This is a genomic window from Candidatus Zixiibacteriota bacterium (genome assembly GCA_034003725.1).
GTDB lineage: Bacteria > Zixibacteria > MSB-5A5 > GN15 > FEB-12 > WJMS01.
In genome coordinates, this window is sequence record JAVEYB010000001.1 from 609,439 (window position 1) to 633,839 (window position 24,401).

19 protein-coding genes and 1 pseudogene are annotated in these 24,401 nt (G+C 59.1%); 14 read left to right on the top strand and 6 right to left on the bottom strand.

What is annotated here, in order from left to right; translation table 11 throughout:
* Positions 1-245 precede the first annotated feature (245 nt).
* The 11 genes and pseudogenes from RBT76_02605 (at position 246) to RBT76_02655 (ending at position 11,733) form a co-directional block, all read left to right on the top strand.
* A complete protein-coding gene (locus RBT76_02605; GenBank protein ID MDX9856661.1) occupies positions 246-662 on the top strand; it encodes an Rrf2 family transcriptional regulator in 417 nt (138 codons plus the stop codon).
* Positions 663-727: 65 nt separating this feature from the next.
* Complete coding sequence (locus tag RBT76_02610) at positions 728-1,348, top strand: hemerythrin domain-containing protein (protein ID MDX9856662.1); 621 nt, start codon at positions 728-730, stop codon at positions 1,346-1,348.
* Positions 1,349-1,422: 74 nt separating this feature from the next.
* Positions 1,423-3,705, top strand: coding sequence for a nitric-oxide reductase large subunit (locus RBT76_02615; protein MDX9856663.1), 2,283 nt, complete (start codon positions 1,423-1,425; stop codon positions 3,703-3,705).
* A gap of 306 nt (positions 3,706-4,011) precedes the next feature.
* Positions 4,012-4,680 carry a TetR/AcrR family transcriptional regulator gene (locus tag RBT76_02620; GenBank protein MDX9856664.1) on the top strand — a complete coding sequence of 223 codons (669 nt, stop codon included), beginning with the start codon at positions 4,012-4,014 and terminating at the stop codon, positions 4,678-4,680.
* Between the two features lie 110 nt (positions 4,681-4,790).
* Positions 4,791-5,135 (top strand): annotated as a pseudogene (locus RBT76_02625) (S-adenosylmethionine decarboxylase).
* A 65-nt stretch (positions 5,136-5,200) separates the two neighbouring features.
* On the top strand, positions 5,201-6,112 hold the full coding sequence (locus tag RBT76_02630; GenBank protein MDX9856665.1) for a GNAT family N-acetyltransferase: 912 nt from the start codon (positions 5,201-5,203) through the stop codon (positions 6,110-6,112).
* Between the two features lie 12 nt (positions 6,113-6,124).
* On the top strand, positions 6,125-7,414 hold the full coding sequence (locus RBT76_02635) for an ATP-grasp domain-containing protein (protein ID MDX9856666.1): 1,290 nt from the start codon (positions 6,125-6,127) through the stop codon (positions 7,412-7,414).
* Positions 7,387-8,754 carry an alanine racemase gene (locus RBT76_02640; protein MDX9856667.1) on the top strand — a complete coding sequence of 456 codons (1,368 nt, stop codon included), beginning with the start codon at positions 7,387-7,389 and terminating at the stop codon, positions 8,752-8,754. The genes RBT76_02635 and RBT76_02640 overlap by 28 nt, the downstream gene beginning before the upstream one ends.
* A 206-nt stretch (positions 8,755-8,960) precedes the next feature.
* A complete protein-coding gene (locus tag RBT76_02645; protein ID MDX9856668.1) occupies positions 8,961-9,689 on the top strand; it encodes a RimK-like ATPgrasp N-terminal domain-containing protein in 729 nt (242 codons plus the stop codon).
* Positions 9,677-10,561 carry an ATP-grasp domain-containing protein gene (locus RBT76_02650; GenBank protein MDX9856669.1) on the top strand — a complete coding sequence of 295 codons (885 nt, stop codon included), beginning with the start codon at positions 9,677-9,679 and terminating at the stop codon, positions 10,559-10,561. The genes RBT76_02645 and RBT76_02650 overlap by 13 nt, the downstream gene beginning before the upstream one ends.
* Before the next feature lie 2 nt (positions 10,562-10,563).
* Positions 10,564-11,733, top strand: a complete 1,170-nt coding sequence (locus RBT76_02655; protein MDX9856670.1) for a GNAT family N-acetyltransferase/peptidase C39 family protein — start codon at positions 10,564-10,566, stop codon at positions 11,731-11,733.
* Positions 11,734-11,742: 9 nt separating this feature from the next.
* Here the strand turns inward: RBT76_02655 and RBT76_02660 are convergent, their stop codons facing one another.
* Together RBT76_02660 and RBT76_02665 are read right to left on the bottom strand one after the other, a co-directional pair.
* Entirely contained in the window at positions 11,743-12,687 is a 945-nt protein-coding gene (locus tag RBT76_02660) for a phosphatase PAP2 family protein (GenBank protein ID MDX9856671.1), read from the bottom strand.
* A 13-nt stretch (positions 12,688-12,700) separates the two neighbouring features.
* Complete coding sequence (locus RBT76_02665; GenBank protein ID MDX9856672.1) at positions 12,701-13,456, bottom strand: 3-oxoacyl-ACP reductase family protein; 756 nt, start codon at positions 13,454-13,456, stop codon at positions 12,701-12,703.
* A gap of 176 nt (positions 13,457-13,632) precedes the next feature.
* On the opposite strand from RBT76_02665, the gene RBT76_02670 reads away from it, so the two are divergent.
* A complete protein-coding gene (locus RBT76_02670; protein ID MDX9856673.1) occupies positions 13,633-15,066 on the top strand; it encodes a pyridoxal-dependent decarboxylase in 1,434 nt (477 codons plus the stop codon).
* A 28-nt stretch (positions 15,067-15,094) separates the two neighbouring features.
* Positions 15,095-17,083 carry a S9 family peptidase gene (locus tag RBT76_02675; protein ID MDX9856674.1) on the top strand — a complete coding sequence of 663 codons (1,989 nt, stop codon included), beginning with the start codon at positions 15,095-15,097 and terminating at the stop codon, positions 17,081-17,083.
* Positions 17,084-17,097: 14 nt separating this feature from the next.
* Here the strand turns inward: RBT76_02675 and RBT76_02680 are convergent, their stop codons facing one another.
* Entirely contained in the window at positions 17,098-17,571 is a 474-nt protein-coding gene (locus RBT76_02680) for a MarR family transcriptional regulator (GenBank protein ID MDX9856675.1), read from the bottom strand.
* A 547-nt stretch (positions 17,572-18,118) separates the two neighbouring features.
* Between RBT76_02680 and RBT76_02685 the strand changes: the two genes are divergently transcribed.
* Positions 18,119-20,473, top strand: a complete 2,355-nt coding sequence (locus RBT76_02685) for a carbohydrate binding family 9 domain-containing protein (protein MDX9856676.1) — start codon at positions 18,119-18,121, stop codon at positions 20,471-20,473.
* A gap of 59 nt (positions 20,474-20,532) precedes the next feature.
* Here RBT76_02685 and RBT76_02690 read toward each other — a convergent pair whose 3' ends face one another.
* The 3 genes from RBT76_02690 to RBT76_02700 form a co-directional block, all read right to left on the bottom strand.
* Complete coding sequence (locus RBT76_02690; GenBank protein ID MDX9856677.1) at positions 20,533-21,732, bottom strand: hypothetical protein; 1,200 nt, start codon at positions 21,730-21,732, stop codon at positions 20,533-20,535.
* A gap of 320 nt (positions 21,733-22,052) precedes the next feature.
* Positions 22,053-22,775, bottom strand: coding sequence for a DNA alkylation repair protein (locus tag RBT76_02695; protein ID MDX9856678.1), 723 nt, complete (start codon positions 22,773-22,775; stop codon positions 22,053-22,055).
* A gap of 84 nt (positions 22,776-22,859) precedes the next feature.
* Positions 22,860-24,374, bottom strand: coding sequence for a pyridoxal-dependent decarboxylase (locus RBT76_02700; GenBank protein MDX9856679.1), 1,515 nt, complete (start codon positions 24,372-24,374; stop codon positions 22,860-22,862).
* Positions 24,375-24,401 lie beyond the last annotated feature (27 nt).

Sequence of the window (24,401 nt, forward strand, 5' to 3'; positions counted from 1 at the left end):
TTCTGTCCCTTTTGTTTGAGGTTGTTGACCATTTGGGCACCCTCGGCCAAAGATTGAGACGGCGGACGCATTTTACAGGGGACGATCTGGCCGCGAGGGGTCACCACGAACGGCCGCAAGCTGCTGAACAGTAATAGCATACGTCACGGCTTGGGGTTCCCGGGAATCCATGGTAAGGTGCTCAAGAAATTGCTTGACGGTCCGATAGAGTAATCGTATATTGACATGCGAATAAGGCATTACAAATGATCTCGAAAACCGGCATAAGTGCAGCGAAGGCGCTGGCGGTCCTCGCGAAGATCCCTGATCGGGAGTACGCGGGCTCGGCGGCTATTGCGAAGGAGATCGGCGCACCCCAGAATTACCTGGGAAAGCTGTTGAAGGCGCTGGCAAGCGAAGGGCTGGTTGAGTCGCAGAAGGGGTTCGGCGGCGGATTCCGGCTGGCGAGGCCGGCGGCGAAGATCTCGCTGTTCGATGTCGTGGAGCCGATCGACAAGGTAAGTCGGTGGGGCAACTGTTTTCTTGGCAACGGGCGCTGCAACGAGCATGATCCATGTGCGGTACATGATCGATGGAAGCGAGTACGTGAGGAGTACCTGGGGTTTTTGCGGGAGACGACGATAGCGGATCTGGCGGGCCGGGACAGCGGTACGGACGATTGATTTTTTATTTGGTCATTAATAAGACAATAACATGCGATTCTACTGTAACTATGAAGGAGTATACAATGCAACCGACGACTATTCTCTCCGATGAGCACCGGGTGATTGAGGTTGTGCTGGAGTGCCTTGATCGGATCGCACAGCAGGCCGCTGATTCAGGTCGGCTCGATCAGGAGTCGGCTGAGCAGGCGGTGGATTTCTTTCGGACGTTCGCCGACGGGTGTCATCACGGCAAAGAAGAAAAGCACCTCTTCCCGGCGATGGTAGCCAAGGGTGTGCCCCAGAACGGCGGTCCGGTTGGGGTTATGCTTGCGGAACATGACCAGGGGCGGCGGTATATCAGCGCCATGTCCGGCAGCATCGCGGAGGCATCGAAAGGCGAGCCTGACGCAATCGACGCGTTCACGGCGGCGGCGCGGGCCTACTCGGCCATGCTCCGGAGCCACATTATGAAGGAAGACCAGATCCTGTTTCCGTTGGCCGCCCGGATTTTGACGGAGGATGATGAACGCTCGCTGATGAATGCGTACGACCATGTCGAGCATCACCACATGGGGGCGGGCACCCACGAGCGGTATTTGGAACTGGCGGTGTCGCTTGCCAGCAAGTATGATGTTTCCTCTGAGGCGCTCGATAAGGCGAAGTCGCACGGGTCGTGCGGCTGCCATCACGCAAAGAAAGGTTGACAGGACTTAAACGGGAGTCGTTTAATCTCGTATCGACTGTGTGTGTAGCACGGTGATCGAGAGGAGCATCAAATATGCGCAAACTCTGGTTGGGATTCTGGGCTGTCGTGGTACTCTCATTTGGTGTGCTTGGTTGGTCCGGGATCAAGATTTATCAGGAGAAGCCTCCCCTTCCCGAACGGGTTGTGACCACCGACGGATCGGTCGTGATCCCGGCGGGAGAGGTTGTTGCGGGTCAGCAGGTCTGGCGCGCGATGGGTGGTATGCAGCTGGGTTCGGTCTGGGGGCACGGCAGTTATGTGGCGCCGGACTGGACGGCTGACTACCTTCATCGGGAGTGCGAGTTCATACTGGACGAGTGGTCGAACGCGGAATTCGGGGGAAGGTTTGCATCACAGTCCGAAGAGCGGAAGGCCGTGCTGCAGGCCCGTCTGAAGCAGGCTATTCGCCCCAACACGTACTCATCGCAGACCGGAGATATCACGGTGCAGGCGGTACGCCAGCGGGCGTTCGAGCACAACGTCGCCTACTACACCGATCTTTTCATGAACGGTCACGAGGAATACTCGATTCCGAAAGGGACGTTGACGGACGAAGCCAGAATTCGTCAGCTGGTGTCATTCTATTTCTGGAGTTCCTGGGCGGCATCAACCGATCGACCGGGTGAAACCAACATGTCTTACACCAGCAACTGGCCGCATGAGCCGCTGGTGGACAACAGGCCGACCTCGGATGCGATTATCTGGACGGGGTTCAGCATTATCATGCTGCTGGCAGGAATCGGGCTTCTGGTCTGGTACCATGCATCGAGGGCGCACGAGCCGGTGGCGGAGACAGTGCCGGAGACGGATCCGCTGCTGAACTATGTCGTGACGCCGTCGCAGAAGGCGGTGGTCAAGTACTTCTGGATCGTGTCAGGGCTGTTTATGCTGCAGATCATCATGGGGGTGATTACGGCGCACTACGGAGTGGAGGGACACGGGTTTTACGGGATTCCGATTGCCGAGTGGCTGCCGTACTCGGTGACGCGCACGTGGCACACGCAGCTCGGCATTTTCTGGATTGCGACGGCCTGGCTGGCGGCGGGGCTGTATATCGGTCCGGCGGTGAGCGGTATTGAGCCGAAGGGCCAGAAGCTCGGCGTGAACGTGCTGTTTGGTGCGTTGCTGGTGGTGGTGCTGGGTTCGATGATCGGCGAGTGGCTGAGCGTGAAGGGTTATTTGCCCGGCGATCATTGGTTCTGGTTCGGCCACCAGGGATACGAGTATATCGATCTCGGCCGGGTCTGGCAGACGGGCTTGCTGATCGGGTTGATGCTGTGGTTGTATCTGGTTGGCCGCTGCATCGTGGCGGCGATCCGCCAGGGCGGACTCCAGAAGCCGCTCATGACGATGTTTCTGATTTCCGCGGTAGCGATCGGCGCCTTCTACATGGCGGGGTTCATGTACGGGAAGACGACGCATCTCGCGTTGGCGGAGTACTGGCGGTGGTGGGTGGTGCATCTGTGGGTCGAGGGATTTTTCGAAGTGTTCGCGACGGTCGTAATCGCGTTTCTGTTCGCGCGGCTGCAATTGATCCGGCTGAGCACCGCGAACTCATCGGTTCTGTTCTCCACGACCATCTTTCTCACCGGTGGAATTATCGGTACGCTGCATCATTTGTACTTCTCGGGAACGCCTACCGTAGTCATGGCGCTGGGCGCGGTGTTCAGTGCGCTGGAGGTCGTGCCGCTGACGATTATCGGATTCGAGGCGTGGGACAATATTCGGATCGCGCGAGCGACGCCGTGGGTCCAGCGGTACAAGTGGCCGATCTACTTTTTCGTGGCCGTGGCATTCTGGAACATGGTCGGCGCGGGGTTGTTCGGGTTCATGATCAACCCGCCAATCGCGTTGTACTACATGCAGGGGCTGAACACGACTCCGGTGCACGCACACACGGCGTTGTTCGGCGTGTACGGCATGCTGGGCCTGGGACTGATGCTGTTCTGCCTTCGCGTGCTGTACGTGCGCAGCGAATGGAAGGACTCGATTTTGAAGTTTTCTTTCTGGACGATCAATATCGGGTTGCTGGCGATGGTCGTGTTGAGTCTTCTGCCGATCGGATTCCTGCAAACGTGGGCATCGGTGGAGCACGGCTACTGGTTCGCACGCACGGCGGAGTTTTTGTATTCCGATACACTCACGGTATTCAAGTGGCTGCGCGCGCCCGGTGACACGCTGTTTGCGATCGGCGCTCTCACACTCGGACTATGGGTGTTTGGATTGGCGACGGGGCACTCGTTGTTGAGGCGGTCTCCACACACACCGCAGCCGTCGCACGAGACTCCTAAGCCTGTGGTGCCCAAGCGGGACTAATCGGTCCGTGATCGGTTGATTTCAGACTCCCGAAGTCAAAGGCTTCGGGAGTCTTCTGTTTATTGACAGATTTTGTCAATCCTCTTCGGGGTGTGTTCAATTTTCGGGCAAGACTATTCTATTGTATGTCAATTGGTTAGCGATCCTATTATTCGTGACATCGGGGGTATTTCAAAAAAAACATTGCAGAAGCTCAAGATTTGCGGAAACTTCTTGACTGATTGGTCGTTTCTGACGATATAGTCGAAAATGACTGAGGAGTCGGAAATGATTGCGACGGTAACAGGACAGCCAGCAGAACCGGGTATGGCTGATAAAGATAAAGCACGGACACGGCAGCAGCGGCGGACCGGCGTCACACGTCAGAAGTTGATAGACGCGGCCAAGGCGGTGTTTGCCGAGCGCGGTCTCGACCTGACCACGATAGACGATATCACGCAGCGTGCGGATGTCGGCAAGGGGACCTTCTACTACCATTTCAAGAGCAAGGAAGGTCTGATCCGGGTGATGATGAAGGCGATGTTGGAGGGGCTGGTCGAGGCGATGAACAAGCGGTGTGCGGGCATAGATGATTTGTCGGCGCTGCTTGACAGGATGATAGGAGTGCATATCGAGTTTTTCGCGAACCGCTGGGAGGACTATGTATTGTATTTCCAGGGTCGCGCGGACCTGACGCTTCAGGAAGGCTATCAGGGGCTCGAGACGCCGTTTATGAACTATTTGGAGTCGATAGAAGAGTTGCTGGACGGCGTGATCAAGCGTCGTCTGGCCGGCACGGAACTTCGTCGAATCGCCTGTGCGGTTGCGGGGTTTGTCAGCGGCTACTATTCGTTTGCGGTGATAGCCACCGACAGCGATACGGTCGACGACACGCTGCGGTCGCTTCGGGGAGCGCTGGTCGCGAGCCTGGCTCGATTTATCAACGAGTCGGTGGCGGCGGCGGAGAAGGACGAGCCGGGCCGGGTAACATGGTAACAAACAACACCGCCACGGCGCCGGGAAGCGCACGATCGGAAGAACAAAATAGCCTAGAGGGAACAGTGAACACACTCTCAATCAAGGAACAGGCGGTCGAACAGGCTGTCTGGGGCATCGCCTCCAGTTTCGACATTTACAACTGTGATCCTGACACCATTCGCGACGCCGGTAAGATCAAGCAGTTCGTGAAGGAGCTGTGCGATCTTATCGAGATGAAGCGTTATGGTGAGACGACAGTGGTGCATTTCGGCGAGGACGAGAAGGTGGCCGGATTCTCGATGATTCAGTTGATTGAAACATCGCTGATTTCCGCGCATTTCGCGAACCTCACGAACACCACGTATCTCGACGTGTTCAGTTGCAAGCCGTACGATCCCGCCGTGGTGGAGGAATTCGCCCGGACGTTTTTTGGCGGTTCGCGTGTTATCACGAACGTGAATTTGAGGTACTAACGACGATGCCGAAAGTTCACGTAGAAACGGAGCCTGGCGCATGTCGCCAGTTATGGAAGCAGGTCATGCCGGACGAGTTCGTATCGGACCTGTGGGAGGTGCGTGACTGCTTCCATCGCCAGTTTTCGCGTCCTCTGCACTTCGTGGTAGCGGAGGACGCGAAAGGAATCAGCGGGCTTCTGCCCCTATCATGGATCGAAGACAAGCACACGTACGGTTACTTCCCGGGCGAGACGTGGGAGGGCAAGACGTGGCTGGAGCAGAACCGCATATTCGCCCGCAACGAGCGCGTGTTGGCGCAGCTGTTGGCCCGGGTGCCGGACAGTTACCATCTCCGGTATCTGCTGCTCAGCGGCACGTCATCGGCCAACGGCAGTATCGTTGACGAGATCGGTTACCAGTTTCTGCCGCCGAAGTACGGCTACGACATGGAGCGGTACTACGCGGAGTTTTCCGGCAAGTCGATCAAGCGCATCAAGCGGGAGATCGAGTCGTTTCACGAGCGGGGCGTGGAGTTCCGTTACGACGTGCTCGACGATTTCGAAGTGATGGTGCACCAGAATCTGAGCCGGTTCGGGTCTTTGTCGTATTACTACGATCCCCGGTTCCTGCGCAGTTTCCGGAGCCTGATGCACTGGCTCCACGCGCAGGGCTGGCTTCGCATGACCACGGTGTTGATCGAGAACCGCATTGCGGCGGTCGACATGGGCTGCGTATACCGCGGGACCTACACGGTCCTCGCCGGCGGTACGTCGGCCGAGTTCCCGGGGGTGGCGAAGCTGATCAACATGCACCACATGGCGCGAGCCTGCGAGGAACGCCGGCAGCGGGTTGATTTTCTATGCGGTGATTTTTCGTGGAAGACGATGTTTCACCTGACGCCGCGCCCGCTGTATTTGATGTCGAATCTTCCGGAGACGGTGTCGTATCCGGCCGCGGCGGCGTACGCCGGCACGGCGGCATCGGCGACCGCGTAAAGGAGCCGATTGGTGTCGGACAAGCGTGTCGTCGTGGTAGGTACCACGGCGGACTATATCGATATAATTTCGACGCGTTTTCCGGGGCGGGCTCTTTTTGTGACCGATCACCGGGAACGCGCCGCGGCAGTTGAGTCACCGCCCGACAGCGCCAGCGAGGTATTGTGCGACCTGAGCGACTTCGAGGAGGTCGGCTCGGCGCTGCGGCTGCAGTTGATGCGCTGGCGCATCAAGCCGATCGGCATCGCCTGTTTTGATTGCGAATCGATGTCTCTCGCGGCGTACCTCGCCGACCTGTACGAACTTCCCTACCCCGGCGCCGGCGCGATAGCGGCGGCCCGGGACAAGTGTCGTTCCAAGCAGCTCTGGCGCGGGTGCGGACTGCCGACGCCGGCGGTGCGGACGGGCCAGGAGCTTTCCGATGCCGTATCGTTTATGGCGGAGACCGGCGGTCCGGTGGTCCTCAAGCCGACCACCGGAAGCGGCAGCGAGCTCGTGTTCGTTTGCCGCAACCGGGACGAACTCTCCCTTGCTTTTACGACCATGACGGTCCGCCTGAAGAATCACTCAAATGCCCGAATGTATCCGCGCGACGCTGTCGGACGAATCGCAATGGAGGAATACGTCGCCGGCGACGAGTACAGTTGTGATTTCGTCCTCGACGGAAACCGAGTCGATATCATTCGGATAGCCCGGAAAGTATTTGCAGCCGGACATCCGGTGGGGACGACCCTTGCGTACGTGGTGCCGTCGGACCTTCCGGAGGGGCTCGAGCGTTCGGCGCTGGCCGATCAATTCCGGCGAGCGGCCGTGGCGCTGGGAATCGACCGCGCGGTCTGCATGATTGATTTCATTGTGAGAGGCGGACGGGCGGTCATGCTGGAGCTGACGCCACGGCCGGGCGGCGACTGTTTGCCGCCGCTGATCCGTCTTTCCGGCGGACTTGACATGCTGGGGCTGACACTTGATTTTGCCGAAGGGATTTATCCGGCTCTCCCTCCCCCGTCGCGGTGGCGCCGTCTGGCGGGAGCGCGGATAATCGCCGATCAGGCCGGGATGGTACGGCAGATCGATTCGCGGCAGGCGATGGCCGATTCGCGGGTGCTCGAGGTGTATCTCAAACGCCGGCCGGGCCACGAAGTCGTTTTGCCGCCCGAGGATTATGATTCGCGCATTTTGGGACATGTTATTTTCGCGCCGTCGGCAACGACTGCGGTCGAAGCGGAAGCGAACGAGCTGATCGGGATGGTTCGGGTTGACATGGAAGCGCCGAGATGGGCAACTCCTCAGGCATTATCGTAAAAGCGCGCGAGATCGCGGAACACCGGACACCCCGGCTTGACACGCACGAGCTCGAGTCGTTCGTGCAGTCGTTCCACCGGCGAAAAGACGAGTTTCTCGGGCTGGCGGCCCGGCATGGTTCCCCCCTTTACCTGTTGGACGAAAAAGCGCTCCTGCGCCGGGCGGGCGAGTTTACGGAGGCGTTCGAGAATGTCCTTCCGGGCACCCGCGTATTCTTTGCCGTCAAGAGCAACAACCATCCGCGTGTTGCACAGGTGCTGGTCGGAGCGGGTCTTGGGCTGGACGTCTCCAGCGGTGTGGAGCTCAAGCTGGCCGTGGCTGCAGGGGCGACAGAGATCGTATTCAGCGGACCGGCCAAGAGCCAGACGGAGCTTGAGTTGGCCGTAAAGCGGGCCGATCGCGTAACCGTTCTCCTGGACAGCATTACGGAGTTGGAGCGGCTCGAAACGGTGGCGGCTGCCGCCGGCCGTGAGATTCGGGCAGGGGTACGGATTACAGTTGACGACAACGGCATCTGGCGCAAGTTCGGGATTCCCCTCGCTACGCTGCGTCTGTACATGTCGAGGGCGGCGCGTTGTTCGTTCGTGAAGCTCCGGGGTTTGCAGTTTCATGTCAGTTGGAACCTGTCACCCGACAACCAGGTCCTGTTTGTCGCCAAGCTGGGTGCCGCGCTTCGCGAACTGGACAAAAAGCAGCGGTCGATGATCGAGTTCATCGATATCGGAGGCGGGTTCTGGCCACCGCGGGGAGAATGGATGCAGGAAGCCGCGACCCCGGAGGGCAAGCTTCGTCACGCGGTGATCGAGAACGCACGGCCGGGACACGAGCATTACCGATGGCCGGCGGCTCCGATCGACGTATTCGCGCAGACGATCGCAAAGGCGCTCAAGACGCAGATACTAAAAGATATTCCGTGTACGATTTACTCCGAACCGGGTCGCTGGCTGTGTCACGACGCAATGCATATGCTGGTGACGGTGGCCGACCGCAAGCTCGATGATCTGGTGATCACCGACGGGGGCACCAACGCGATCGGCTGGGACCGGTTCGAACTGGACTATTTCCCCGTAATCAATCTCAGTCGGCCATCGCTGACCGAGCACGACTGCTATGTGATGGGGTCGCTGTGTACGCCCCATGATCTGTGGGGGTACAGCTATTTCGGCGAAGGAATACAGGCGGGCGACATCCTGCTGATCCCGACCCAGGGAGCGTATACCTACAGCCTTCGCCAGCATTTCATCAAGCCCGTTCCGCCGGTGGTCTCGATGACGGACGGAACGATCGTGGATACTCACACAAGCACAATGGATTCCGTGCGCCCCGAGCGCACGTCATGAGGATAACGTTCACATCGAATCGTGCTGGATTAGTGTCATGACTATCAAGAAGTTCTCCGGTAAGGGGGTATGCCCCTGCTGCAAGAGCACCAATGTGCGGATGGTCCGCAAAGGACCGAAAGGGCACCGAATCATGCAATGTGTGGATTGTGAGGAGATGTTCGAGTTTCTGAAACCGAAATCCAGCGGGAGGCGCGACGGCGACCATGAGCAGGATGCACTTGCGTGGCGAGATGACTACTGATCACATGGCAAGCTCGTCACACACGAGTGATTCTTCCGACGGAGCGCGGCAATCGGCGCTGAGCGCGGTCGTGCGGCACGCGAGTCGGAACGGGTATATCGCGAGGTTGAGGGCCGACGGTTCGCGAGTGAATCTGGCGGGCACGTACGATTACCTCGAATTGCCGTACTACCGGTCGCAGGATCTGGAGAACGGGGGGTTGGAGATTCGTCCGACGTGCAGGGAAATTCTGGACGCCTATGTCACGCCGATATTTCTCGAAAAGGCGCGGCTGGCCGGTCTGCCGATACCTGAATACTACATTACCAACAGCTATTTCGAGCCGCCGGTCGTGGTGGATCCGATCAATCCGTTCATGACGAAGAGTCGGATCGTCTTGAAGGCGAACCGCCGGGAGTCGGTGGCGCGTTCCATGACGCGCAACTTCACATACGCGATGTGCTGCCAGGACATTCCGCAGGGGGCACGGGTGGTATACTGCCGCGCCGTGCTGGGGTGGTGTGCCACGCGCAAGTATGAGGCGGCGGCCGAAGCCGTCTGGCGTGCGTTCAACATCCCGCTGGCCCGGGTTCGGCTGCTCGAACTTGTGGACGGCACGATGCTGTTCAGCGATGTTTCACAACTGCCGTTCGAAAAACTGCACAAGCGGGAGCTCGAACATATCGGGAAGCTGGTGACATGGGACGAATAGGCGTATTCGTGGAGCGATACACCATCTCCAGTTCGGACGAGATGGAGGCGCTGATGAAGTTCAGCCAGGTGGCGCGCCGGATGGGGCACACGGTCGATTACCTGTTTCGGCCGGACATGTACAAGATTCCGCAGTACGACGCGATTTTTATCCGGGCGCTGACGGATCCGCTCAACACCTCGTACGTGGCGGCGCGCACGGCGCAGCTTTACGGCAAGCGGGTTCTGGATGATCCGGAATCCATCTATATCTGCTGCGACAAGATCAACATGTACGCGCATCTCAAGGCTGCCGGCGTCCCGATGCCGGATACGATCTGGCTCGAGGAAAAGGAAGTGACGCATGCGCGGGCCGAGCAACTTCTGGAGACGATGGGCTGGCCGCTGGTGCTGAAAGCGCCCAACAGCAGTTTTTCGATGTATGTCGACAAGGTGGAGACGCCGGCGGAGTTCATCAAAGTCGGGCGCCGCTTTTTGAGACGGTCGGACCGGATTGTCGTGCAGCGGTTCGTGCGCTCGGAGTTTGACTGGCGGGTTGGCGTACTCAACGGCAAGCCGTTGTACGTGTGCCAGTATGTCATTCCCAGGAAGCGGTGGAAAATCCTCACGTACACGGCCGAAGGCAGGGCGATTATCGGACCGGTAATCGCGGTAGAGATTGACAAGGTTGACCCGAAGCTTTTGGAAACGGCGCGAGCGGCGGCAGCGGCCGTGGGCAAGGGGTTGTACGGCATCGATCTCAAGCAGGTGGCCGACAGCTACCTGGTGATCGAGGTCAACGACAATCCGACAATCAATGCGGGTGACGAAGATACGAAAGCGCCGCACATCTATGAAGACGTCATCCGCTATCTCATGAACGAGCAGAATTGACCATGTCCTCAGAGACGCCGATCCGGCCGGCGACTATCGACGATCTGCCGGCTCTTGTCCGGCTTGAAGAGACAAGCTTCAAAAGCGATCGTTTCACCGAGAGCCAGATTGAATACCTGCTGACCCGCGCTCATGCGACTGTCTTAGTAATAGAAAGTGACAGGTCGGTGGCGGGGGGCGCAATCATGCTCTGGCGTCGCAAATTACCGGTCGGGCGGTTGTACAATATCGCGATTGATCCGACCGTTCAGGGACGCGGGCTGGGAAAGAAACTGTTGGCGGCGTGCGAAGACGAGGCGGTGTATCGCCGTTGTGAGACCGTGTCGCTGGAAGTCAGAGCCGACAACGCGCAGGCGATCGGTTTCTACCGGACACACGGTTTCGAGACAATCGAAACGCTCGGCGATTACTACGAGGACGGCTCGCCGGGACTTCGCATGATCAAGGAACTGAAGCGGATGCCGGCGGATTCGGTGCGGATGAAAGTGCCGTACTACGGGCAGACGCTGGAGTTCACGTGCGGTTCGGCCTGCCTGATGATGGCTTTCAAGTATTACACGCCCGAGTTGAATCTCAGTCGTCGACTGGAGGTCAACCTGTGGAAAGAGGCCACGCTGGTATTCATGACGGAGGGAATCGGCGGGACGGGTCCGTTTGGGCTGGCGATTGCGGCGCAGCGACGGGGCTACCAGTCGCGGGTGATACTTTCCAGGGAACAGACGCCGTTTTTCTCGTCGGTGCGGCTTGACGAGAAGCGCCAGATTATCAAGCTGGTTCATGAGGATCTGAAGTCTCGCACGCGGGAGCTCGGGGTAGCGGTCGCGTACTACGACTTTCCGTCCGAGGAGATATTCGCGGCCATGTATCGGAACAGTGTCCCGATCGTATTGATCAGCACCTACCGGCTTCACGGCGACCGCTCGCCGCACTGGGTCGTGTTGACGGGTTTCGACCGAGAGTACGTGTACTTTCACGATTCCTACCAGAAATTTTACGGCAAGGACGTGGAGCGGGCCCGAAACGTGCGTATTCCGATCGAGGAATTCCGTCGCATGCGCCGGTACGGCAAAGATCTTTACAAAAGCGTGATTTTTGTAGGCCCCCCGACCGTGGCTCCCCGGACGACCATGCACGGTCACGACCTGCCGCGCGACCAGTTCACAGCGCGCTGAGCGCAGTCCTCAGAAAGCGAAGCGTACGCTGAGGCCCAGTCCGCCGCGGGTGTCGGCGGTCGGGGTCACCGCAAGCCGACGGGTATGATTCAACTTCAGAATTTCATCAGAGACAAACCATCCGTACACGAGCGCAAAGTAGACGTCTGACGGCCAGTGCGAGTCCGACGAGATTCGCTGCAGCGACACCGTACCGGCGAGCGTGTAGGCAGCCACCGTTACAGGCAGGCAGTCGGCATGGCGTGAGATGATATTGGCGAGTTGAATGACATTGGCGGCATGGCCGGATGGAAACGACGTTCCGTCGCCGTTGAAGCTGAACTCGTGTGAGTCCCGGGCGTCGCGGGGCCGTTCACGCGAAGCGACAAAATTCGCGAGGTTCTTGACGCCTCCCGCGATGTAATACGACTCGACAACATCGGCCGCCAGCCAGGTGAGACGGTCGTATCCGGTAACATATCCCAGCACTAACGCCCCGAGGTAGTATTTGGCGGTCTTGCCGCCGTTTCCAATCACCTCGATCTCCTCCCCTACGTCGATGATGGCCTTGAGGGGCTGATCATCGCGGCTGCGAATGACAGCAGCATGTATTTCGTCATCAAGGGTGAGCAAGATGCCTCCGACGGCGATGATTCCGCCCGCGAAGAGAGCGTTTCGCGTATTGAGACGTGCGGGCGAGGAATAGATGCGGGCGGCATCCGCGATTGTGGTCCTGCCAGCATACCACAGGTCTCCAAGGAGAAACGGGCGTCGGCTTCGGGTGTCGGTATCGCTCGAGTCCGTCACCTGCCGGAGGGAAGCCAGGGCCGGCAAAGTCAGTGGCGATGAGAGGCGGATACTCCCCGATCCGGAAGACACCTGAATGCAACGATCCTTTGCAGAGACATCGTATGCGGGACAGAGGGTCGCAGCCGATAACACCAGCAGCAGAGTTGTCAGCACGGCACGGAACATCACGGTCTCCCGTTCAACCGCACAACACGGCGCCGCCATTGACGTTGAGAATCTCCCCCGTTACAAACGACGAGAGATCCGAGGCCATGAAGACAACAGGTCCCGCCAGTTCGTCGGGGGTTCCAACCCGCCCCATCGGAATCTTGGCGACAATCGAACGATCAGAGTCTTCTTCAAGCGCGTCGCGGCTCATGTCAGTGAGGACCCAGCCGGGCGCAACGCAATTGACCCGGATGTTATGCGGGGCCAGTTCAACCGCGAGAGATTTGGTCAGGCTGATCAATGCCCCCTTGGTGGAGGCATAGGACGAGTGAAACGCTTCGCCGCGCTGACCGGCGGTTGACGCAAGATTGATTATGTTTCCGGACTTCTGTCGGATCATATGCGGGACGGAGGCTTTGATGACCCAGAAGCAACCCAGCAGGTTGACGTCGATCGTCTCTTTGAGGACGTCGTCGGCTATCTGATCGATTGGATCGTACTTCCAGATGCCGGCATTGTTAACGACGATGTCGATACGGCCGAAGTGAGCGACGACCCGGCTGACCATGGCGTCAACCTGCTCGCGGCGGGCGATATCGGCCTGCCATGCTGCGGCCGTAACCCCTTGTCTTTGCGCCTCTTCGCACACGTCCTCGGCCGCATTGCGGCAGTCCCGATAGTGAACCGCGATATCAGCTCCCGCGCGGGCGGCCAAAAGTGCGGTGGCCCGCCCGATACCGCGCGAGGCGCCGGTCACGAGCATAACCTTTCCCGACAGATCAATCATACGGCTTCCGATCTCCGACGTTCTGTTGTGCGTAGGTACGAACTTATACCGGGGCTGCTGTCGGAGCAAGCGGTCATTACGAAACGCACGACCTTGCCCCCGAAGGGACTTCTCACTACCTTACGTATGAGAAACCCTCATAGTCACCGGAAAAAGGCCGCGCGCGATTTAAGACTATGAACCTTGATGATTTCAGATCACACGCACACGAGTTAGTTGACTGGATGGCCGACTATCTCGAACATGTGCGCGACTACCCGGTCAAAGCCCAGGTACAACCGAAGGAGGTCGCCCGGCAGTTGCCCGGATCGGCTCCGGACGACGGCGAGCCGTTCGGTCGCATCTTTTCGGACTTCCAGTCCATTATCCTTCCGGGCATGACGCACTGGCAACATCCGAGTTTCCATGCCTATTTCCCGGCGAACAGCAGCCCGCCGTCGATTTTGGCGGAGATGCTTATGTCGACACTCGGCGCCCAGTGCATGAGCTGGGCGACCTCGCCGGCGGCCACCGAGCTGGAGGAGACGGTAATGCGCTGGCTGCAACAGATGATCGGGCTGCCGGATGAGTTTGTCGGCGTCATTCAGGACACGGCATCGACGGCTACCCTCTGTTCTCTGTTGACGGCGCGGGAGAAGGTGTCAGGGTTCGGGGTCAATCGTCGCGGTTTTGAGTCCGGCGACAAATATGCCATCTACTGCTCAACCGAAACGCATTCGTCGATCGAGAAGGCGGTGAAAATAGCCGGTTTCGGAGCTGAGAGTCTTCGAAAGCTCGCGGTAGACGGTCGATACGCGATGCGGCCGGACCTTCTGACTCGCGCTGTTGAGCTCGATACGGCCGAGGGGATCCGGCCACTGGCGGTGGTGGCCACGGTTGGTACGACCGGGTCGACCGCGATCGATCCGGTGCGGGCAATCGGCGAGATCTGTCGATCACACAACCTGTGGCTGCACGTCGACGCGGCATACGCCGGTACGGCCCTGTTGCTCGAGGAATGCCGCTGGATGGCGGACGGTATCGAGCTGGCCGATTCCGTTGTGTTCAACCCGCACAAGTGGATGTTCACGAATTTCGACTGCTCGGCGTACTTCGTAAAAGACCCCGCGGCACTGGTGCAGACATTTGAGATCCTGCCTGAGTATCTCAAGACCAGCGAAGGTGAGCGGGTGAACAACTACCGGGATTGGGGGATCCAGCTCGGTCGGCGTTTTCGGGCTTTGAAGTTGTGGTTTGTCATTCGCACGTACGGGCGACACGGGCTTCAGGCGATGGTACGCCGGCACATCTCGATGGCACAGTCGGTCGCTCGGTGGATAGAAGACGATCCTGAGTTTGAGCTTCTGGCGCCCGCGCCCCTGAACGTTTTATGCTTCCGCTATCATCCGGCCGGCATCGACGATCCGCGAAGACTCGATGCGTTGAACGAACACCTGCTCGAGAGTATCAATGCGAGCGGCCAAGCGTACCTGACTCACACCCGACTGTCAGGGGCGTACGCGGTTCGTCTTGTGATCGCTCAGACGAATGTGACGGAAGAGGACGTGCGTCGGACCTGGCAGGTGGTCCGGGAGGCGGCGGCCGCCGCGGGCGGAATGCAGCCGCGGTGACGAGCGCCTGGTCTCAAGGACGCTTTCCATGGACAAGTTGTACTGGCTTCACGACAGGTCGAACCCCGAACTGGTTCGGTTTCTTCAGGAGGAAAACGAGTACGCCCGGCAGGTCATGCAGCATACGACCGGCCTGCAGGAACAGCTCTATCGGGAAATGCGATCGCGCATTCCGGAAGATGATATTACGGTTCCAGTGCGTGACGGCGATCACCTGTACTATCGGCGTACGCAGAAGGGCCAGCAGTACTACGTGTATTGCCGGCGGCGCGACAATCTCGACGGACCGGAAGAAGTAGTCCTTGATCTCAATGCGATAGCGGAGGGGGGTGACTACTGCGATCTCGGCATATTCGCAGTCAGCCCCGACCACTCGCTATTGGCGTATTCGATCGATACGACGGGCAGGGAGCAATATACTCTCCGGTTCAAGGATCTGTCGAGCGGCACGCTGCTGCCTGATGTGCTGGACAACGTCCACTGGCAAGCCCGGTGGGCCAACGACAACCGCACATTGTTTTATACCCGCCTTGATGACACGCTCAGGCCGTATCAACTGTGGCGCCACACGGTCGGCTGCCGGCAATGCGACGACGAATTGTTGTATCAAGAGGACGATCTGGCGTTCAGGCTGCGGATATACCGTACGCGCAGCGGGCAGTACCTGTTTCTTCGTCTGGAAAGCCAGGTGACCACCGAGGTACACATCCTGAACGCCGATACGCCGGGCGGACGGTTTCAGCTTGTTCGGGCGCGAGAGGCCGGGCTCGAGTATTACCTGATGCATCATGGAGATCGATTTTTCATCCTGACGAACCTGGAGGCGGTCAATTTCAGAATGATGGCGGCGCCGGTACGCAATCCCGGCCCCGGCAACTGGACGGAGCAGGTACCGCATCGCGAGACGGTTCTGCTCGAGGACGCGGAGGTATTCGCCGGTCACCTCGTTTTGTTCGAGCGGGAGGCGGCGCAAATGCGGGTGCGGGTTATCGACCTGCGAACGAACGACAGTCACGTAGTGCGATTCCCCGAATCGCTGTATTCGCTGTGGAGCGGGCGCAACCCCGAGTTTGAAACGAACGTCATCCGATTGATTTATACATCACTGGTCACGCCGGAAACGGTATACGATTACGACATGGACAGCAGAGAGCTGCTGTTCCGAAAGCGCGAACTCGTACCGGGGGGGTACGACCCGGCAGATTTCCATTCCGAACGGGTGTTTGCAACAGCGAGCGACGGCGCGATCGTCCCGATTTCCCTGGTGTACCGGGCTGACATCAGTCGCGACGGCACCAATCCGCTGCTCTTGTACGGATATGGCGCGTATGGAGAGAGTCAGGATCCGGAGTTTTTCTCGCCGCGGCTCAGCCTCCTGGAGCGTGGTTTCGTTTACGCGATCGCGCATGTGCGCGGCGGTTCGGAGATGGGACGCCGATGGTACGAGGACGGCAAGCTGGACCGCAAGATCAACACGTTCACCGATTTCATTGCGTGTGCGGAGCACCTGATTGCGGAGAAGTACACGCATCCGGACCGCCTGGTGGTCGAGGGATTCAGCGCCGGCGGACTGCTGATCGGTGCGGTAGTGAACATGCGGCCGGACCTATTTGCGGCGGCCGTCGCCGACGTACCGTTCGTCGATGTGGTCAACACCATGATGGACGAGAAGATTCCGCTGACGGTCGGTGAGTACGATGAATGGGGCAATCCGGTCCGGCACGACGTACGCGAGTACCTTCGATCCTACTCGCCGGTCGACAACGTTCGCCCGCAGGAGTATCCGCACATGCTGGTCATGGCGGGATTTCACGATCCGCGCGTGCATTTTCTGGAACCCGCCAAGTGGACGGCCAGGCTCCGGCAGACGAAAACCGACGACAATCTGCTATTGCTGGTGACGCGGTTCGACGCGGGGCATTTCGGTCCGACCGGCCGGTATGCATACCTGCGCGACTATGCTTTCGAACTTGCGTTTATCCTCGAGGTGATAGAACTCTGCGAGCGGACTGATTAGCCGGCGACGCTCGATCAGGGGATCTGTTGCTGCCCGTACAGCTTCTCGCACAATTTGGAGAATTCCCGCCGTTCGGCCGCCGTCAGTCTCTGCTCGACATGTCGATGGAGCGATTGAACGGCGGGGGCCATTCGTTCGAGCAGGTCGAGACCCTTGACCGTGATCGTCGCGATGGACAGCCTGCTGTCATCTGCAGACCGTCCGCGAACCACGAGCTTCATACGGGTCAGGCGGTCCAGCAACCGGGTAACATCGGGCGATCGTTCCAGCATGCGGTCAGCAATTTCGTAGCGCGGGTACCCGTGCGGGTGGACCCCGCGGAGGATTCGCAGCACGTTGTACTGGGAATGAGAAATGCCGTGTTGTTCACACACGTCGTTGAGTTTCTGCACGAGGTAATCCGCGGTGACGAGTGCGTTAAGGATTACTTCCTGGGCGGCGCTTTCGAAGCGTTTCTGCTTGATTCTCTGTTTGAGTATCTTTCCCATGGCTGCAAGCTAACGTTCACGGCTTGCTGAGGCAACAAGGAAGTCCGCCGCAGCGACCTCTCCCCCGTCGGCGGCGCGCCGTGTCTCAGGGAGTCGAATCACAGGCAACCAGTCCGAGCAGCCACCAGAACACTCGTCCTACCGCCAAGGCGGGGTCGTGACAACACCAGGATCCTGACGGAGGACGCCGACAGCGCCCTTCAGGACGCACGATATGCGGCTCTGCCGAGGGGCAGGCCTCAGGGGTGTAGTCCGCGCCAAGACTTGATGTCCCTATTACACATACATACGTATCGACAGCGCAGGAGTTGCGTTACTTAGAGATCGTGGTCGGGAATTGAACATGTAGTCTCTCTGTTCATCTTATTGGTGAAACAATCGTGATGGGTTCGCGTATACGCCATCCGTAAGGAACATCGGGCTACGCTTCGTGCCGCTGCGAGCGAACGTTTGCAGCCGGCTCCACCCGTGAATCGCGCACATCGAGAGTAGCCGAATTTCGCGCCGCTGCAGAGACCTGTGGTGGCGTGCAGCCAGGAGTACGCCTATGAAAGCCATGGGTAACGTCCATATCTGGAGGGCGGTATCAGCCTCACTGATTTCGGGATTCACGTTGCTATTGCTGACGCCGAGTTCTCCGACGGCGAAGCCGAATTACACGCCGGAGATCACGGTTACGAGAGCGTCCAGTGCGATTGATATCGACGGAGATATTTCCGATCAAGGGTGGCAGACAGCGGCCAGCGTGACGAATTTCGTTGAGCGATTCCCCGGCGACAATACGGAGCCGGATGTATCAACGAGGACGCTTGTGGCGTACGACGACGAGAAGCTGTATGTCGCGTTTGTTTGTCTCGACGATCCGTCCACCGTGCGCGCGACTATGTGCCAGCGCGATCAATTCGACGGCAACGACGCGGTGGCGCTGATGCTCGATACCTATGGCGACGCATCCTGGGCGTACCATTTCTACGTAAACCCGTACGGGATCCAGAAGGATTTTTTGTGGACGAGTATAGTGGGTGAGGATCCGGGATTCGATCTCATCTGGGAGTCGGCGGCGAAGATCACCGATTCCGGCTACCAGGTGGAGTTGGCGGTGCCGTTTGCGAGTCTTCGATTTCCGAACCGCGACGTACAGTCGTGGCGGATCAATTTTGAACGGCTGCGGCCCCGCGAAAGCTATCACCAGTATTCATGGGTTGCCCGCGACCGTAACGAGCCGTGCTGGCCGTGCCAATGGGGCACCGGCGGGGGGATAGCGAGCGTTCAGGCCGGGAAAGGGCTCGAGTTGCTCCCTACGTATGTCGCGTTTCAGTCCGGGTCGCTGGCGAATCCCGGCGATCCGCAGTCGAGTTTCGACAATGAGGATGTGATGGGCGAGGTGTCGATCGGCGGCAAGTACGCCGTTTCGTCCGACATGACTCTGGAGGCTGCGTATAACCCGGACTTCAGCCAGATCGAGTCCGATGCAGCGCAGGTCGACGTCAACACGACCATTGCGTTGTTCTACCCCGAGCGACGTCCGTTTTTCCAGGAGGGCGCCGATGTGTTTCGCACCCTGTTTAACTCGTTTTACACGCGGACGGTTAACGACCCCGAATATGCGGCCAAATTCGTGAGCCGAAAGGCGGACTTCACCCTCGGCATGATGTCGGCACAGGACGAGAATACGGTGTATCTCGTCCCGCTGGAGGAGAGCTCACAGCTCGTGCTTGCCGATCGCAGCTGGGTGAATGTACTCCGGGGCACCAAGTCCGTCGGTACGGCGTCGCAGGTCGGCATCATCCTGACCGACCGGCGATTCGAGGGCGGGGGGTACGGGACGATCGCGGCCGTGGACGGCGATATCAGGTTGACGCAGACGCTCGCGGTCGACGGTCAGTTGCTGGCCAGCTTCACCGGAGAGCCGGACAAGCCGGGCGCCAGCGCGGGGCTCGACGGGATCATGTTCGACGAGGGGTCGCGGACGGCGGTATTTGACGGCGAGTCATTCAGCGGCAATGCGGCGATCGCCCGGCTGAAGCGATTCGCGCGTCACTGGAGTTTCATGCTCGTGTACAGCCAGGTGGACCCATCGTATCGAACCCTGACCGGTTACGATCCGTGGGTGGACTACCGGGAGGGATCGGTAGATACATGGTACACGATCTATCCGCAAAGCGGGCCGTTCCAGCAACTGCGTCCGGAGGCATCGGTGCAGGCCCGGTGGGAGTACAACGGAACGCGTCGGTGGGAGTACCAGAACGCCACGCTGAACGGCAACCTTCGCTGGGCGCAGACGTATTTTCGTCTCAACGTCTTCCGCGGTACCGAGGCCTGGACGAGTCGAGTATACGACAATATCGTGGAGTACGACAACCTGTACGGCGCCGATTTCGATATCGGCAGCCGTCTCAGCGACAAGCTGGGGTACGATCTGTCTTTGCACAGTCGCCGGGAGGTGGCGCGATTTGCGGAGGCGGTCGGCAACCAGAATACGGCGGGGTTTGCGTTGAATCTGAAGCCGATCGACCGGTTGGTGATCGAGCCGAACGTACAATGGGTCAAGGCGACTGATGTCGACGACGGACGTGAGTTGTATCGCCAGTTTATCATTCGAACGAGACTAAATCTGCAGTTAAATCGGGAGTTGTCGCTGAGGTTGATCGTCCAGCACGACGATTCCAAAGCCGCTTTTTATATGGGAGATTCGGAGGCGGGACCGCAGTATTTCCAATGGAGCGACCGGACGTGGGAAATCGACCCGTTGATCACGTACCGACTGAGTTCGTTCTCGGTTCTGCACGCGGGATCAACCCACAGTTACAACTTCTTCCCGGAAAACGAGCAAGTCAGCAAGACCTGGAAACTGAATTCCCGCCAATTTTTCGTCAAGCTGCAGTACCTGTTCCAGGTATAACAGACACGGCGCCGCCCGGAGATATGGGGCGGCGCCGTTCTCTTCTACGGGCGGCCTTATCACAGACCAGCTCGCACCAGCCGTCGCCCTGCGGTAAGTCCCTTCAGGCCGTATACGACGGACAGCACCAGTGACATGACGGACAGAATCGCACCGGGGAACGCGGGGGCCAACCGGACAGCCTCGGAGACCCCGGGGAAAAGTTCACCAATCACGAAGGCAATTGCCAGACAAATTGCGGGGATGTACGCCGTCGTGAGAAGGTACTGCACGGAAAATCTCAGAAGACTTTTTCTCGAATAGGCACGGTCGTGCACAATTTCGGGGACAAGGTAGCGAAGGAGCTCGCGGTATGGACCTGAGGCGACCTGAGGGGTCGGGTGCGAGTGGATCGGTTCGGTGCGGACGTAGTATGTCTTCGCCTGCTTCCAGTAGGTAACCAGCGCGGAGTCTTCGAAATACAGCGTGCATTCCACCGGCCTGCCGTCGATTCCCGAAGAGTCGGTCAGGAAATCGTCGACATGCATCAACCGGATATTCTCGGATATAGTGAGCCCATTGAGTTCGAACAGCCGACTATAGGCGAGATGGAGGAGCTCGGTTACGAACGAGTCGCGCAGAGAATCGTCGTCATGGTACAAGAACCATCCCTCATCGCGATTCATGAGCGCGCCTTCGGCGCCGATTTTCTGACGGGCGTAGGCGATTGCTTGTACGAAGTCACGCGACCGGAACAGATCAGCGACAACGGGAAGGTCGGCCAATGTTTGTGCGGTGAATTCCGGCAGGATGAGGAATATGTCGGTTCCAGAGGTTACTCCCTCGGAGAGTGCGCCGCGAGCCAGGAGGTCGGGCGGGTAGATGAGAAAACCGTTTTCCTGTCGGATTCCGGCGGCAAAGGCACGGATACCCATGTCATACACCTGTTCCCGCGACGGCAGCGCGATCCCGTTGAGAACGATCTGCAAAAGATGCTTATGGGCGAGCACGCGGGAGACGGTTGCCGGTACCGGACCCTGCGGCGTGTAGCCGAGATGAATGCCGGAGTCGCCGACGGTCATCCGGAAGCCGGGTTGCTCGCCATAGATGGGCACATTGACCGAGACGGCTTTCCGGCCCGTATCGCGATCGACGAAGAAGTTGAATCCGATCTGGACGTCGCGGGCCCGCCGACGTTCACGCACCCACAGCAGATATGCCACTTTCCGCACCAGGTAAATGGTAACGCCTGCCAGGACGAGCTTGTAGATCAACGACATGGGCCAATCCATCGTACATTCGTTCCGTCTATCAGGGTGGAGGACTCCCTTCTTGTCGTATCGGTTATGCAGGGAGGGCGATTAAGCACTTCTGCGAATAAAAGGCCGGCGGCCTCGCCGGGCTACGGGCGACGCCACCGGATTGGGGACGGGATGAAGAGGATTGAGTATGTTTTTCTGTCCGTGCGGCCGGCGGTGCAGCCGCTCCGACAGAAGTCGTGTTCCGTTTTCGAACTCACTGATTAGACAGATGAGTTACTCGGAAAGATTAATAGAAGGGTCAAGCGGTTGAGCGAAAGGCGGCGCGAAGGGTTGGGGGGCTATTTTGCCATAGCCCGGCGTTTCATCGCAGGCGGGAGTTTCTCGATGGCGTATCGGAGCGCCGTACGTGGCATTGATTTTCGGCGAGCCAATACCCAGTCGAATACTTCGGCGGGGAACTCTCTCGTCGCTTCTTTCAACATCCATCCATACCCCTTCTGAACGAGGTCTTCGGGGTCATTCAGGAGTTTCTCTGCGGTCTTGAAGACTTCTTCGATCATGCGGCCGTTGCGAACGGCCACAATGAGACTTACCGCGGCCGCCCGACGAAGCCACCAGCGAGTTGAATCTGCCCATCGGTATGCCCGGGGCGAGAGTTCCTCGTGCTGAAGCAGCAGAAAACCGAGGGGACCGCAGCAGAGATGATCGCAGCTGCCCCAATCTGCGACGTAGGTTTTGAGCCAGCGTTCCAGACGGGAGAAATCTGACTTGCTGAGTCGCCGTTTCGACCTGTCGGCGAAGTCAAAGGCGAAGAAAAGCATGTAACGGCGACCTGACGCAAGGAGATCATCACAGATCTTCAGCAGGTCTGCAGCGGGCAGTCGCTTAAGTTCAGAGAAAATCTCTGAAGAGACAGCACGCAGCACGGGAGTGCGAAGACCGACCGGGTGTTCAAGCGGCTGCTTGTGGAACCGCTGGTAGTCGATCCGATTACTCGGCTTATCCTGTCTTTGGATGGCCCCTTGAAGGTCGGTCAGGACTTTCGCACTGAGTGACGTCATATATCCACCATTCACAGCATATATGCGATGAACCAGTGAATGTACGTAAAGAGCGACACTGTTGGCAAGCCCGGTCAGCGGACGCTACTGAAGTCCGGAGGGGCGCAGGCTGAGGTCCGCCTCTTCCCCCAGGCGTGCGGCGATCGAGGGCAGCAGCTCGATATCAGCACGGGAGGTCCTGAAATTGACCACACAGGCGCGCAATAGAAACTTGTTTTCGAGGACGGCATTGGAGACGAAGGCTTCGCCGCCCTTCTCCATGCGAAGCAGCAGGTCCTTGTTCAATTCGTTCAGGTAGGACTCTACAGAGGGCTCGCCGAGACGAGCGCGCAGGTCGGCGGGAATATAGCGAAAGGTCGTAATACTGAGACCCTGCGTGAACACCTGGAAGCACTCGTGTCGTTCCAAGACCGAGTACAGCAGTTCGGCCAGCCTGATGTCTTCGGTCATCATGCGCACGTAACCATCACGGCCGACGTGCTGAAGCATGAGCCAGACTTTCAGGGCACGGAATCCGCGTGAGTTCTGGGGGCCGTAGTCCACGAGATTGGTGGCTTCCTCGCCGAAGTGGTAGTACGGCGGATGGTAGGCGAATGCCGCCCGCAGTTTCTCGGGATCACGCACCAGGGCACAGCCGGCTTCGAGCGGTGCGTAGAGCCATTTATGGGGGTCGACCGCTACAGAGTCGGCCTCGCGCAAGCCGAGGATGTCATCGGATAACCCCGGAATGGCGGCGGCGACACCGCCGTACGCGCCATCGACATGAAACCACATCGAATTGTCCCGGCAGTACCGGGCGATCTCACGCAACGGGTCGATGGCGCCGGTGCTGACGGTACCTGCGGCGCCGATGATCAGAAACGGCAGATGGCCGTCGCGCCGGTCCGCGGCGACCATGTGATCGAGGGCGGCCAGATCCATGCGATTGCGTGAGTCCACCGGTACCCAGCGGATGGCATCGGTTCCCAGTCCGGTCAAGTCAGCGGCTTTCTGGACCCAGGTATGCGTTTCACGGGAAGCGTAGAGCGTGAGGAGCCTGGCGCGATGCGCGCGCATCCCCTCTGTCCGGATGTCCCAGTCGGCACACGCGACCCGGGCGGCCATGAACCCGACGAAGTTTGCCATATTGCCGCCGCTGACCAGCAGACCGCCGCAGTCGGTCGGATAGCCCATAAACTCCGCGATCCAACGCACCGTCTGGAGCTCGATTTCCGTACCGACGGGTGCGAGCTTCCAGGATCCGAGGTTGGCGTTGACCGCCGAGGCAAGCAGATCGCCGAGCATACCGAGCGGTGCGGGCGACGATGTAATGTAGCCCCAGAACCGCGGGTGTCCGTTAAACAGGGAGTGAGCGAACAGGAGATCGCAGGCCCGGTCCAGCACTTGTGACGGGTCGGCGCCGGTCGGCGGAAGGGATCGCTCGGTATCGACGATGGCGCGCAGGTCGCCGGGCGTCATCGAAGGACCGACGGGACGATCACGAATGGTATCAAGCAGGTCGCTGATCCGATCGACGAGGCTGTGGCCGAGGCGGCGAAACTGATCGGCAGACAACTCCACCGGGGCTACTCGTTCGGATGGCCTGGCAGTGGCTTTCATAGGTTCCTCTTCTGAATTATCGATTCG

Bases quoted from the DNA above. Each gene is read 5' to 3' on its own strand.
- RBT76_02695 (MDX9856678.1), bottom strand. From the start codon at position 22,775: ATGACGTCACTCAGTGCGAAAGTCCTGACCGACCTTCAAGGGGCCATC.
- RBT76_02680 (MDX9856675.1), bottom strand. From the start codon at position 17,571: ATGGGAAAGATACTCAAACAGAGAATCAAGCAGAAACGCTTCGAAAGC.
- RBT76_02650 (MDX9856669.1), top strand. From the start codon at position 9,677: ATGGGACGAATAGGCGTATTCGTGGAGCGATACACCATCTCCAGTTCG.
- RBT76_02645 (MDX9856668.1), top strand. From the start codon at position 8,961: ATGAGCAGGATGCACTTGCGTGGCGAGATGACTACTGATCACATGGCA.
- RBT76_02655 (MDX9856670.1), top strand. From the start codon at position 10,564: ATGTCCTCAGAGACGCCGATCCGGCCGGCGACTATCGACGATCTGCCG.
- RBT76_02670 (MDX9856673.1), top strand. From the start codon at position 13,633: ATGAACCTTGATGATTTCAGATCACACGCACACGAGTTAGTTGACTGG.
- RBT76_02665 (MDX9856672.1), bottom strand. From the start codon at position 13,456: ATGATTGATCTGTCGGGAAAGGTTATGCTCGTGACCGGCGCCTCGCGC.
- RBT76_02615 (MDX9856663.1), top strand. From the start codon at position 1,423: ATGCGCAAACTCTGGTTGGGATTCTGGGCTGTCGTGGTACTCTCATTT.
- RBT76_02605 (MDX9856661.1), top strand. From the start codon at position 246: ATGATCTCGAAAACCGGCATAAGTGCAGCGAAGGCGCTGGCGGTCCTC.
- RBT76_02660 (MDX9856671.1), bottom strand. From the start codon at position 12,687: ATGTTCCGTGCCGTGCTGACAACTCTGCTGCTGGTGTTATCGGCTGCG.
- RBT76_02685 (MDX9856676.1), top strand. From the start codon at position 18,119: ATGAAAGCCATGGGTAACGTCCATATCTGGAGGGCGGTATCAGCCTCA.
- RBT76_02675 (MDX9856674.1), top strand. From the start codon at position 15,095: ATGGACAAGTTGTACTGGCTTCACGACAGGTCGAACCCCGAACTGGTT.
- RBT76_02630 (MDX9856665.1), top strand. From the start codon at position 5,201: ATGCCGGACGAGTTCGTATCGGACCTGTGGGAGGTGCGTGACTGCTTC.
- RBT76_02620 (MDX9856664.1), top strand. From the start codon at position 4,012: ATGGCTGATAAAGATAAAGCACGGACACGGCAGCAGCGGCGGACCGGC.
- RBT76_02610 (MDX9856662.1), top strand. From the start codon at position 728: ATGCAACCGACGACTATTCTCTCCGATGAGCACCGGGTGATTGAGGTT.
- RBT76_02690 (MDX9856677.1), bottom strand. From the start codon at position 21,732: ATGTCGTTGATCTACAAGCTCGTCCTGGCAGGCGTTACCATTTACCTG.
- RBT76_02640 (MDX9856667.1), top strand. From the start codon at position 7,387: ATGGGCAACTCCTCAGGCATTATCGTAAAAGCGCGCGAGATCGCGGAA.
- RBT76_02700 (MDX9856679.1), bottom strand. From the start codon at position 24,374: ATGAAAGCCACTGCCAGGCCATCCGAACGAGTAGCCCCGGTGGAGTTG.